At 47.9% G+C, this 12951-nt stretch carries 8 protein-coding genes and 1 pseudogene; all 9 read left to right on the plus strand.

Translation table 11 applies throughout. The annotated features are described in order from the left end of the window. Positions 1-158: pseudogene (gene tuf / locus Xenpb_RS12990) on the plus strand (elongation factor Tu); the annotation flags it as partial. Positions 159-533: 375 nt separating this feature from the next. Further along, positions 534-917, plus strand: coding sequence for a preprotein translocase subunit SecE (gene secE / locus Xenpb_RS12995; RefSeq protein WP_099114155.1), 384 nt, complete (start codon positions 534-536; stop codon positions 915-917). A 3-nt stretch (positions 918-920) separates the two neighbouring features. Then, positions 921-1466: a transcription termination/antitermination protein NusG gene (nusG, locus tag Xenpb_RS13000; protein WP_099114156.1), complete on the plus strand. Its 546-nt coding sequence runs from the start codon at positions 921-923 to the stop codon at positions 1464-1466. Positions 1467-1674: 208 nt separating this feature from the next. After that, complete coding sequence (gene rplK / locus Xenpb_RS13005; RefSeq protein WP_047684958.1) at positions 1675-2103, plus strand: 50S ribosomal protein L11; 429 nt, start codon at positions 1675-1677, stop codon at positions 2101-2103. Between the two features lie 3 nt (positions 2104-2106). Continuing rightward, on the plus strand, positions 2107-2808 hold the full coding sequence (gene rplA / locus Xenpb_RS13010; RefSeq protein ID WP_187654707.1) for a 50S ribosomal protein L1: 702 nt from the start codon (positions 2107-2109) through the stop codon (positions 2806-2808). A 348-nt stretch (positions 2809-3156) separates the two neighbouring features. Further along, positions 3157-3654 carry a 50S ribosomal protein L10 gene (gene rplJ / locus Xenpb_RS13015; RefSeq protein WP_187654708.1) on the plus strand — a complete coding sequence of 166 codons (498 nt, stop codon included), beginning with the start codon at positions 3157-3159 and terminating at the stop codon, positions 3652-3654. A gap of 64 nt (positions 3655-3718) precedes the next feature. Next, positions 3719-4084, plus strand: coding sequence for a 50S ribosomal protein L7/L12 (gene rplL / locus Xenpb_RS13020; RefSeq protein ID WP_045972989.1), 366 nt, complete (start codon positions 3719-3721; stop codon positions 4082-4084). 340 nt (positions 4085-4424) lie between these two features. Continuing rightward, positions 4425-8453, plus strand: coding sequence for a DNA-directed RNA polymerase subunit beta (gene rpoB / locus Xenpb_RS13025; protein WP_187654709.1), 4029 nt, complete (start codon positions 4425-4427; stop codon positions 8451-8453). Between the two features lie 159 nt (positions 8454-8612). Continuing rightward, positions 8613-12839 carry a DNA-directed RNA polymerase subunit beta' gene (gene rpoC / locus Xenpb_RS13030; protein WP_187654710.1) on the plus strand — a complete coding sequence of 1409 codons (4227 nt, stop codon included), beginning with the start codon at positions 8613-8615 and terminating at the stop codon, positions 12837-12839. Positions 12840-12951: the final 112 nt, after the last annotated feature.

Here is a 12951-nt window from a genome sequence, read left to right on the forward strand (position 1 = left end):
AACTGCCAGAAGGCGTAGAGATGGTAATGCCAGGTGACAACATCAACATGGTAGTTAACCTGATTGCGCCAATCGCAATGGACGAAGGTCTGCGTTTCGCAATCCGTGAAGGCGGCCGTACTGTAGGTGCTGGTGTTGTTGCTAAAGTGATCGCATAATTCATTTAATGTGTTCATTTGGAAGGGCATCGACAGATGCCCTTTTTATACGTTGTCTTAGGACTAAGTTTTAGCGGGAGTTTTAAAACATTTGTCTTAAGAAGAACCTATCTCATCAATAGTTGTTCATTAATAATTGTCTAATGGCAAGATAAATCGTCATTTGATTGCTATTCTTAATTATTGGTGAGATAGGCTCTGATACAACGGATGGGCTTAAAGATCATAATGATACGAAAGTCCTACTGAATTATGGCGCCGAGTCAGATACAATTACAATTATCTTTGGGTTCGGTCTGATTTGTTTTGCTCTTGCGAGGCAAGCTGGCTATCTATTTTCATCATAGTTACTTACATAGAGTTACAGGTTGGTTTATGAGTGCGAATAGCGATGCTCAAGAAAGCGGGCGTGGTCTTGATATAGCAAAATGGCTATTGGTAGCAGTGCTGCTGGTGGTTGCTATTGTGGGTAATTATTATTACCGAGAGTATAACCTGCCTCTGCGCGCGATAGCCGTTGTTGCTATTGTTGCCCTTGCAGGAGCAGCTGCATTGTGGACTGTAAAAGGTAAAGCTGCATTAGCATTTGCCCGTGAAGCCCGCATTGAAATGCGGAAAGTCATTTGGCCAACTCGCCAGGAAGCGCTGCATACAACGCTGATTGTTGCGGCTGTGACGGCTGTCATGTCCCTGATTTTGTGGGGATTGGATGGTATTCTGGTGCGTTTAGTTTCATTTATTACAGGCCTGAGGTTTTAAAAAATGTCTGAATCCCCAAAAAAGCGTTGGTATGTCATACAGGCATTTTCTGGGTTTGAAGGTCGTGTCGCTCAATCTCTGCGTGAGCATATCAAATTACAGGATATGGAAGATTCTTTCGGCGAAGTTATGGTGCCGACAGAAGAAGTTGTTGAGATCCGTAGTGGCCAACGCCGTAAAAGCGAACGTAAGTTCTTCCCTGGCTATGTCTTGGTACAGATGGTAATGAACGATGCAACTTGGCATTTGGTTCGTAGTGTACCTCGCGTAATGGGTTTTATCGGCGGCACGTCTGACCGTCCGGCACCAATTAGCGATAAAGAAGTTGATGCAATTATGAATCGTCTTCAGCAAGTTGGTGATAAGCCACGGCCAAAAACGTTGTTCGAACCCGGCGAAATGGTTCGTGTCAGCGATGGCCCGTTTGCAGACTTCAATGGTGTAGTAGAAGAAGTCGATTACGAGAAGAGCCGCTTGAAAGTTTCGGTTTCTATCTTCGGTCGTGCTACACCAGTCGAGCTGGATTTCAGTCAGGTAGAGAAAGTCTGATTTGATGCTTAAATAAGCGGGCTCGCTTGCAAAGGGTGTGAAATTAGCATACAATTTCGCGCCTTTTGTTTTTATCCGGGCATTATTTTTAGATGATGCTTTCTGGATAAACAAGGTAATGTTTTAAGTGGCCTGGTCTTTTGACGGGGCCTAAATCGTCAGGGGAGCCTCATTTTGAGGCGATAAGACCCACATAGAGGAAATATAGATGGCTAAGAAAGTACAAGCCTACGTTAAGCTGCAAGTTGCAGCTGGTATGGCTAACCCAAGCCCACCAGTTGGTCCAGCTCTGGGTCAACAGGGTGTTAACATCATGGAATTCTGTAAAGCGTTCAATGCTAAAACTGAAAGCATTGAAAAAGGCCTGCCAATTCCAGTTGTTATTACTGTTTACGCAGACCGTTCTTTCACTTTCGTTACCAAAACCCCACCAGCGGCTGTTCTGCTGAAGAAAGCAGCAGGCATCAAATCTGGTTCCGGCAAACCGAACAAAGACAAAGTTGGTAAAGTAACCAGCGCTCAAATTCGTGAAATTGCTGAAACTAAAGCTGCGGACATGACTGGTGCTGACGTTGACGCGATGATGCGTTCAATCGAAGGTACTGCTCGTTCCATGGGCCTGGTAGTGGAGGGTTAATCAATGGCTAAACTGACCAAGCGCATGCGCACTATCCGTGAAAAAGTTGATGCAACTAAACAATACGAAATCAACGAAGCTGTTGCTCTGCTGAAAGAACTGGCTACTGCTAAGTTTGTAGAAAGCGTTGACGTAGCTGTTAATCTTGGCATCGATGCGCGTAAATCTGACCAGAACGTTCGTGGCGCAACTGTACTGCCACACGGTACTGGCCGTTCAGTACGCGTTGCTGTATTTACCCAGGGCGCAAACGCTGAAGCGGCTAAAGCTGCTGGCGCTGAACTGGTAGGTATGGAAGATCTGGCTGAGATGATTAAGAAAGGCGAGATGGACTTCGACGTAGTTATCGCATCTCCAGATGCAATGCGCGTTGTTGGCCAACTGGGCCAAATCCTGGGCCCACGTGGTCTGATGCCAAACCCGAAAGTGGGTACTGTAACTCCTAACGTTGCTGAAGCTGTACAAAACGCTAAAGCAGGTCAGGTTCGTTACCGTAACGACAAGAACGGTATCATCCACACTACCATCGGTAAAGTTGACTTTGAAGCTGACAAACTGAGAGAAAACCTGGAAGCTCTGCTGGTTGCGCTGAAAAAAGCCAAGCCATCTTCTGCTAAAGGCGTTTACATCAAGAAAGTTAGCCTGTCCACTACCATGGGTGCAGGTGTTGCGATCGACCAGTCTGCTCTGAACGCTTCAGTTTAATTATTTAAGCTGAGAATAACGCTTTACCTTAGCGTCAGATTTGTCTAAAATCTGACGCTTAAAATTTGCCTGATAGAGTGTGTAATGACACACAGCTTTTGAAAAATAAGGCAATATCGGCAAATAACAAGTTTTCGGTTGGAGCTTGGCCCTAATCCAAGCCCCGTCCAAGACCGCAGGCGTAAGTACGTAGAAATTACTTACTTAATATCCTGCGTAGACGGTGACAGAGCCAAATGAAATTTATTTTCTGGATTCTGCTCACCGTGTTTTAGCGCTCAGGCACATCCTGTGCCTTGAGTGAAGTGAGTTCCGGGTTTTCCCGGTTAATCCAGGAGCAAGAAGCTAATGGCACTAAATCTTCAAGACAAACAAGCGATTGTTGCTGAAGTCAGCGAAGTAGCCAAAGGCGCGCTGTCTGCGGTTGTTGCGGATTCTCGCGGCGTTACCGTAGATAAAATGACTGAACTGCGTAAAGCAGGTCGCGAAGCTGGCGTTTACATGCGTGTTGTTCGTAACACCCTGATGCGTCGTGCTGTTGAAGGTACTGATTACGAGTGCCTGAAAGAAGCGTTTGTTGGTCCAACCTTGATTGCTTTTTCTAACGAACATCCGGGCGCCGCTGCTCGTCTGTTCAAAGATTTCGCGAAAGCGAACCCAGCATTCGAGATTAAAGCAGCAGCCTTTGAAGGTGAGTTTATCCCAGGAAGCAATATCGATCGCCTGGCAACACTCCCAACTTACGAAGAAGCAATCGCACGCCTGATGTCAACCATGAAAGAAGCCGCTGCAGGCAAACTGGTTCGTACATTGGCTGCACTACGCGATCAGAAAGAAGCCGCTTAATTGTCGATTTCCTTCGTTGCTTTTTAACGTATAAACTTTTTCTGAATTTTAGGAACACATTGTTATGTCTATCACTAAAGAACAAATTCTGGACGCAGTTGCAGAAATGTCTGTAATGGACGTTGTTGAACTGATCAGCATGATGGAAGAGAAATTCGGCGTTTCTGCTGCTGCAGCTGTTGCTGTAGTTGGTGGTGCTGCTGAAGCAGTTGAAGAAAAAACTGAATTCGACGTAATCCTGACTGGCGCTGGCGCTAACAAAGTTGCTGTAATCAAAGCAGTACGTGGCGCAACTGGCCTGGGTCTGAAAGAAGCTAAAGACCTGGTTGAAAGCGCACCAGCAGCACTGAAAGAAGGCATCAGCAAAGACGACGCTGAAGCTCTGAAAAAATCTCTGGAAGAAGCAGGTGCTTCTGTTGAGATCAAGTAAGATCAGTTTGAAGTTCGCAGCCTGATTTTTTAAGGCTGGCGGCTGGCGGTTTTTTAATCGCCAGCCTTTTTGCGCTGTAGGGGGTTAGTAGCATTTCACACTGTTTGGCTGCTAATTAACCCAAAATACTTCTTCCTATTGACGACTTAATATACTGCGTTCTCAGCTACGATCCACTCGGGTAGCTCGGTAGTAAGGTAACGCAATGAAATGATTTGAGAGTGATAGTAATGAGTATTACGGAAAATATTCTATTTTCTGTTCGAAAAAAATAGTGTTGCAGAGTGCTGTCCTTAAGGGCGGACAGAGTGGGTCACTTATCAGCGAGCTGAGGAACCCTATGGTTTACTCCTATACCGAGAAAAAACGTATTCGTAAGGATTTTGGTAAACGTCCACAAGTTTTGGATGTTCCATACCTTCTTTCTATCCAACTTGACTCGTTCCAGAAGTTTATCGAGCAAGATCCTGAAGGCCAGAATGGACTGGAAGCGGCCTTCCGTTCTGTGTTCCCAATTCAGAGTTACAGCGGCAATTCTGAGCTGCAATATGTAAGCTACCGTCTTGGCGAACCTGTTTTTGATGTTAAAGAATGTCAGATCCGTGGTGTGACTTTCTCCGCACCGCTGCGCGTTAAACTGCGTCTGGTGATCTATGAGCGCGAAGCGCCAGAAGGCACAGTCAAAGACATCAAAGAACAAGAAGTCTACATGGGTGAAATTCCACTCATGACTGATAACGGTACTTTCGTTATCAACGGTACTGAGCGCGTTATCGTATCTCAGTTGCATCGTAGCCCAGGCGTTTTCTTTGACAGCGATAAGGGTAAAACCCATTCATCCGGTAAGGTACTGTATAACGCACGTATCATCCCTTACCGTGGTTCATGGCTGGACTTCGAATTTGATCCAAAAGATAACCTGTTTGTGCGTATCGACCGCCGCCGTAAACTGCCGGCTTCGATTATTCTGCGCGCGATGGATTATTCTACTGAAGACATCCTGAATCTGTTCTTCAACAAAACCGTTTTCGAAATTCGCGATAACAAATTGCAGATGACGCTGGTTCCAGAACGTCTGCGTGGCGAGACGGCTTCATTTGATATTGAAGCGAACGGCAAGATCTATGTTGAAAAAGGCCGTCGTATTACTGCTCGTCATATCCGCCAGTTAGAAAAAGATCAGGTAGACCGCATTGAGGTGCCTGTCGAATATATCGCGGGTAAAGTTGTAGCAAAAGATTACATCGACCAGAACACAGGTGAAATCATCTGTGCGGCTAACATGGAACTCTCTTTGGATTTACTGGCGCGTCTGAGTCAGTCTGGTCACAAATCTATTGAGACCCTGTTTACCAACGATCTGGATCACGGTGCATACATTTCCGAAACTCTGCGTATTGACCCAACCAACGATCGCCTGAGCGCACTGGTTGAAATCTATCGCATGATGCGTCCGGGTGAACCACCAACACGCGAAGCCGCAGAAAACCTGTTTGAGAACCTGTTCTTCTCTGAAGATCGTTATGATCTGTCTGCGGTTGGTCGTATGAAGTTCAACCGTTCTTTGGATCGCGATGAGATTGAAGGTTCCGGTATCCTGAGCAAAGAAGACATCATTGATGTGATGAAGAAGCTCATTGATATCCGTAACGGTAAAGGTGAAGTCGATGATATCGACCACTTGGGCAACCGTCGTATCCGCTCTGTCGGTGAAATGGCTGAAAACCAGTTCCGCGTAGGTTTGGTTCGTGTAGAGCGCGCCGTGAAAGAACGTCTGTCTCTGGGCGATCTGGACACTCTGATGCCACAGGACATGATCAACGCCAAGCCAATTTCTGCGGCGGTGAAAGAGTTCTTTGGTTCCAGCCAGCTATCCCAGTTCATGGACCAGAACAACCCACTGTCTGAAATTACCCACAAACGCCGTATTTCTGCGTTGGGTCCAGGTGGTTTGACTCGTGAACGTGCAGGCTTTGAAGTTCGAGACGTACATCCGACTCACTACGGTCGTGTATGTCCAATCGAAACGCCTGAAGGTCCAAACATCGGTTTGATTAACTCATTGTCCGTTTATGCGCGTACCAATGAGTATGGTTTCCTTGAAACCCCTTACCGCTTGGTTCGTGATGGTGTAGTGACTGATGAAATCCACTACCTGTCTGCGATCGAAGAAGGTAACTACGTTATTGCACAGGCTAACACCGTATTGGATGAAGAAGGCCACTTCGTTGAAGAATTGGTAACTTGCCGTCATTACGATGAATCCAGCTTGTTCAACCGTGATCAGGTTCAGTACATGGACGTTTCGACACAACAGATCGTGTCCGTCGGTGCTTCCCTGATCCCATTCCTTGAACACGATGACGCCAACCGTGCATTGATGGGTGCGAACATGCAACGTCAGGCGGTTCCAACACTGCGTGCTGACAAGCCGCTGGTCGGAACAGGTATGGAGCGCGCGGTAGCGGTTGACTCCGGTGTAACTTCTGTTGCTAAACGCGGTGGTATGGTTCAGTACGTTGACGCATCTCGTATCGTTATCAAGGTTAACGAAGATGAAATGTACGCGGGTGAAGCGGGCATTGATATCTATAACCTGACCAAATATACCCGTTCTAACCAGAACACCTGTATCAATCAGATGCCATGTGTTTCTCTGGGCGAATTGGTAGAGCGTGGTGACGTACTGGCTGATGGTCCATCCACCGACTTGGGTGAATTGGCGCTGGGTCAGAACATGCGCGTGGCGTTCATGCCATGGAATGGTTATAACTTCGAGGACTCCATCCTCGTATCTGAACGTGTTGTTCAGGAAGACCGTTTCACAACGATTCACATTCAAGAACTGGCTTGTGTGTCCCGTGACACCAAACTGGGGCCTGAAGAGATTACGGCTGACATCCCTAACGTGGGTGAAGCTGCGCTGTCTAAGCTGGACGAATCCGGTATCGTTTATATCGGTGCAGAAGTGAAAGGCGGCGATATTCTGGTTGGTAAAGTGACGCCAAAAGGCGAAACTCAGCTAACTCCAGAAGAAAAACTGCTGCGTGCGATCTTCGGTGAGAAAGCGTCTGATGTTAAAGACTCTTCTCTGCGCGTACCAAACGGCGTTTCCGGTACTGTTATCGACGTACAGGTCTTTACCCGTGATGGCGTAGAAAAAGACAAGCGTGCGTTAGAAATCGAAGAGATGCAGTTGCGTGAGGCGAAGAAAGACCTGACAGAAGAACTGCAAATTTTCGAAGCTGGCTTGTTCGCTCGTATCCATTCTGTACTGGTTGCAGGTGGTATTGAAGCAGAAAAACTCAGCAAACTGCCTCGTGAACGTTGGTTAGAACTGGGTCTGGCTGATGAAGAAAAACAAAATCAGTTGGAGCAGTTGGCAGAACAGTATGACGAACTGAAAGCAGAGTTCGAGAAAAAACTGGATGCTAAACGTCGTAAGATCACACAAGGTGACGATCTGGCACCGGGCGTGCTGAAAATTGTCAAAGTGTATTTGGCAGTGAAACGTCAAATCCAGCCTGGTGACAAGATGGCAGGTCGTCACGGTAACAAGGGTGTTATCTCTAAGATCAACCCGATCGAAGACATGCCTTACGATGAAAACGGCACTCCTGTTGACATCGTACTGAACCCGCTGGGCGTACCATCACGTATGAACATCGGTCAGATTCTGGAAACTCACTTGGGTATGGCGGCGAAAGGCATTGGTGACAAGATCAATGCAATGCTGAAACAACAGCAAGAAGTTGCCAAACTGCGTGAGTTTATCCAGAAAGCTTATGATCTGGGTGATGATACTCGTCAGAAAGTTGACTTGAATACCTTCTCTGACGAAGAAGTGATGCGTCTGGCAGAAAACCTGAGAAAAGGTATGCCAATCGCAACACCAGTCTTTGACGGTGCTAAAGAAACCGAAATCAAAGAGCTGCTGAAATTGGGTGGCTTGCCGACTTCCGGTCAGATCACACTGTTCGACGGCCGTACTGGTGAACAATTCGAGCGTCAAGTAACCGTTGGTTACATGTACATGCTGAAATTGAACCACTTGGTTGATGACAAGATGCACGCCCGTTCTACCGGTTCTTACAGTCTGGTTACTCAGCAGCCGCTGGGTGGTAAGGCACAGTTCGGTGGTCAGCGCTTCGGGGAGATGGAAGTGTGGGCATTGGAAGCATACGGTGCTGCGTACACCCTGCAAGAAATGCTCACCGTTAAATCCGACGATGTTAACGGTCGTACCAAGATGTATAAAAACATCGTGGACGGTAACCACCAGATGGAACCAGGCATGCCGGAATCTTTCAACGTATTGCTGAAAGAAATCCGTTCGTTGGGTATCAACATCGAGCTGGAAGACGAATAAATTGTTTTCCCGCTGGTACTGCCCGGTCGTATGTTGAAGCATAAAAATGTTGAAGCATAAAAATACCGGGCGGTTTACCAGCCAGTGGTTACACTGGTCATAGGGGGGAGTGGCATGGGCCACTCACCTAACAGGTCTAACTCCGACAGGAGCTATTTCGTGAAAGACTTATTGAAGTTTCTGAAAGCGCAAACCAAGACCGAAGAGTTTGATGCGATCAAAATTGCTCTGGCCTCTCCAGATATGATCCGTTCGTGGTCATTCGGGGAAGTAAAAAAGCCAGAAACTATTAACTACCGTACGTTCAAGCCTGAACGTGACGGTCTTTTCTGTGCACGTATTTTCGGGCCGGTAAAAGACTATGAATGCTTGTGTGGTAAGTACAAGCGTTTGAAACACCGTGGTGTGATTTGTGAGAAATGTGGCGTTGAAGTCACCCAGACTAAGGTTCGTCGTGATCGTATGGGTCACATTGAACTGGCATCTCCAACTGCCCACATCTGGTTCCTGAAATCTCTGCCATCCCGCATCGGTTTGTTGCTGGATATGCCTTTGCGCGATATTGAACGCGTACTGTACTTCGAATCCTATGTGGTTGTTGAAGGCGGTATGACCAGCCTTGAGCGCAGCCAGATTCTGACTGAAGAGCAGTACCTGGATGCCTTGGAAGAGTTCGGTGATGAATTTGACGCAAAAATGGGTGCAGAAGCCATCCAGGCTTTGCTGAAAAACATCGATCTGGAAAACGAATGTGAAACCTTGCGCGAAGAGCTGAATGAAACCAACTCTGAAACAAAACGCAAGAAGCTGACCAAGCGTATTAAACTGCTGGAAGCGTTCATTCAGTCTGGCAACAAACCAGAGTGGATGGTTCTGACCGTTCTGCCAGTTCTGCCACCGGATTTGCGTCCACTGGTTCCACTGGATGGCGGCCGTTTCGCAACTTCAGACCTGAACGATTTGTATCGTCGCGTTATTAACCGTAACAACCGTCTGAAACGCCTGCTGGATCTGGCTGCGCCAGACATCATCGTACGTAACGAAAAACGTATGTTGCAGGAAGCGGTTGATGCCTTGCTGGACAACGGTCGTCGCGGTCGTGCGATTACGGGTTCTAATAAGCGTCCTCTGAAATCCCTGGCAGACATGATCAAGGGTAAACAGGGTCGTTTCCGTCAGAACCTGCTGGGTAAACGTGTTGACTACTCAGGCCGTTCTGTAATTACCGTAGGTCCATACCTGCGTTTGCATCAGTGTGGTCTTCCTAAGAAGATGGCACTGGAGCTGTTCAAGCCATTCATCTACGGCAAACTGGAATTGCGTGGTCTGGCGACGACTATCAAAGCCGCCAAGAAAATGGTTGAGCGTGAAGAAGCCGTCGTATGGGATATCCTGGATGAAGTGATTCGTGAGCACCCTGTTCTGCTGAACCGTGCACCGACCCTTCACCGTTTGGGTATTCAGGCATTTGAACCTGTTCTGATCGAAGGTAAAGCGATCCAGTTGCACCCACTCGTGTGTGCGGCTTATAACGCCGACTTCGATGGTGACCAGATGGCTGTTCACGTACCGTTGACACTGGAAGCCCAGTTGGAAGCGCGTGCGCTGATGATGTCTACCAACAACATCCTGTCTCCGGCAAGCGGTGAACCAATCATCGTTCCATCTCAGGACGTTGTATTGGGTCTGTACTACATGACTCGTGACTGTGTTAACGCGAAAGGCGAAGGCATGGTTCTGAGCGGCCCTAAAGAAGCAGAGCGTGTTTACCGCGCAGGTCTGGCTTCTTTGCACGCTCGCGTCAAAGTTCGTATCACTGAAGAAGTGAAAGATGGCGAAGGTAATATCACCGTTAATACAGGGTTGGTTGATACAACTATCGGTCGTGCCATCCTGTGGATGATCGTACCGAGAGGTCTGCCATACTCACTGATTAACCAGGCGCTGGGTAAAAAAGCAATCTCCAGAATGCTGAATACCTGTTACCGCGTACTGGGCCTGAAACCAACGGTTATCTTGGCTGACCAGACCATGTATACCGGCTTTGCTTACGCTGCTCGTTCAGGGGTATCCGTCGGTATCGACGACATGGTTATTCCTGAGAAGAAAGAAGGCATCATCGCGGAAGCGGAAGCGGAAGTGGCTGAAATTCAGGAACAGTTCCAATCAGGTCTGGTAACCGCTGGCGAACGCTATAACAAGGTTATCGATATTTGGGCCGCGGCGAACGAACGTGTTGCCAAGGCGATGATGGAAAACTTGTCTACTGAAACTGTTATTAACCGTAACGGTGAAGAAGAACAGCAAGTTTCTTTCAACAACATCTTTATGATGGCCGACTCTGGTGCGCGTGGTTCTGCTGCTCAGATCCGTCAGTTGGCGGGTATGCGTGGCTTGATGGCAACACCAGATGGCTCCATCATCGAAACCCCGATTACCGCGAACTTCCGTGAAGGTCTGAACGTACTCCAGTACTTCATCTCAACCCACGGTGCTCGTAAAGGTCTTGCGGATACCGCATTGAAGACCGCGAACTCCGGTTACCTGACTCGTCGTCTGGTTGACGTTGCCCAAGACTTGGTTGTGACTGAAGACGACTGTGGTACTCACAACGGTATCCTGATGACTCCGGTTATCGAAGGTGGCGATGTTAAAGAACCACTGCGTGAGCGCGTATTGGGTCGTGTGACGGCTGAAGACGTTCTGAAGCCGGGCACAGCGGACATTCTGGTTGCACGTAATACACTGCTGAATGAAAAATGGTGTGATCTGTTAGAAGAAAACTCCGTTGACAGCGTGAAAGTACGTTCCGTAGTAAGCTGTGAAACTGACTTTGGTGTTTGTGCGAACTGTTACGGTCGCGACCTTGCTCGTGGTCATCGCATCAACAAAGGTGAAGCAGTTGGTGTTATCGCGGCACAGTCAATCGGTGAGCCGGGTACACAGTTGACGATGCGTACGTTCCACATCGGTGGTGCGGCATCTCGTGCGGCAGCAGAATCCAGCATTCAGGTACGTAACAAAGGTCACTTAAAACTGACCAACGCTAAATTCGTGACTAACTCAGCGGGCAAACTGGTTATTACTTCCCGTAATACCGAATTGCGCCTGATCGACGATTTCGGCCGTACTAAAGAAAGCTATAAAGTTCCTTACGGCTCGGTATTGGCTAAAGGTGATGGTGAGACAGTAATCGGCGGCGAAACCGTTGCGAACTGGGATCCACATACCATGCCAGTTGTGAGTGAAGTATCCGGTATCATTCAGTTCTACGACATGGTTGATGGCCAGACCATTACCCGTCAGACGGACGAATTGACCGGCCTGTCTTCACTGGTGGTTCTGGATAGTGCAGAGCGTACTGGTAGCGGTAAAGACCTTCGTCCGGCACTGAAAATCGTTGATGCTCAGGGTAACGATGTTCTGATCTCAGGTACAGATATGCCTGCTCAGTACTTCCTGCCGGGTAAAGCGATTGTTCAGCTGGAAGATGGCATGTCCATCTCTGCGGGTGATACGTTAGCGCGTATTCCTCAAGAATCCGGCGGTACGAAAGATATCACCGGTGGTCTGCCACGCGTTGCGGACCTGTTCGAAGCTCGTCGTCCGAAAGAACCTGCTATTCTGGCAGAAATCAGTGGTATCGTTTCCTTCGGTAAAGAAACTAAAGGTAAACGTCGTCTGGTTATCAGCCCACTGGACGGTGGCGATGCTTACGAAGAGATGATCCCTAAATGGCGTCAGCTCAACGTATTCGAAGGTGAGGTTGTTGAACGCGGTGACGTGATCTCCGATGGTCCAGAATCTCCACATGACATTCTGCGCCTGCGTGGTGTTCACGCGGTTGCTCGTTACATCACTAACGAAGTACAGGAAGTTTACCGTCTGCAAGGCGTTAAGATTAACGATAAACACATCGAAGTTATCGTTCGTCAGATGTTGCGTAAAGTTACCATCGCGAACTCAGGTAGTTCTGAATTCCTCGAAGGCGAACAGGTTGAATACGCGCGCGTTAAGGTCGCGAACCGTAAGCTGGAATTGGATGGTAAAGTACCAGCGACTTTCCACCGTGATCTGTTGGGTATCACCAAGGCATCACTGGCAACAGAATCCTTCATCTCTGCGGCGTCGTTCCAGGAAACAACGCGCGTACTGACTGAAGCAGCCGTTGCAGGTAAACGTGATGAACTGCGTGGCCTGAAAGAGAACGTTATCGTTGGTCGTCTGATCCCTGCTGGTACAGGTTATGCTTACCATCAGGATCGTATCCGCCGTCGTCAAGAAAACGAAGTGGTTGAAGCACCACAAGTTAGCGTTGACGAAGCCACTGCAAACCTTGCTGAATTGTTGAATGCAGGTTTCGGTAGCAGCAGCAATAACGACTAATATCGTGATGCGTAGCTTACATAGGTATAGCTAATCGTGAAATGCCCTCTCTTGGTAGAGGGCATTTTTTATTGGATGGAAAATTAAAATGAGACGAATCGTTCATGTTAGT

This window comes from Xenorhabdus sp. PB62.4 (assembly GCF_014467285.1).
Lineage (GTDB): Bacteria > Pseudomonadota > Gammaproteobacteria > Enterobacterales > Enterobacteriaceae > Xenorhabdus.

Coding starts and splice junctions, on each gene's coding strand:
- rpoB (WP_187654709.1), top strand. CDS start 4,425: ATGGTTTACTCCTATACCGAGAAAAAACGTATTCGTAAGGATTTTGGT.
- nusG (WP_099114156.1), top strand. CDS start 921: ATGTCTGAATCCCCAAAAAAGCGTTGGTATGTCATACAGGCATTTTCT.
- rplK (WP_047684958.1), top strand. CDS start 1,675: ATGGCTAAGAAAGTACAAGCCTACGTTAAGCTGCAAGTTGCAGCTGGT.
- rplL (WP_045972989.1), top strand. CDS start 3,719: ATGTCTATCACTAAAGAACAAATTCTGGACGCAGTTGCAGAAATGTCT.
- rplJ (WP_187654708.1), top strand. CDS start 3,157: ATGGCACTAAATCTTCAAGACAAACAAGCGATTGTTGCTGAAGTCAGC.
- secE (WP_099114155.1), top strand. CDS start 534: ATGAGTGCGAATAGCGATGCTCAAGAAAGCGGGCGTGGTCTTGATATA.
- rplA (WP_187654707.1), top strand. CDS start 2,107: ATGGCTAAACTGACCAAGCGCATGCGCACTATCCGTGAAAAAGTTGAT.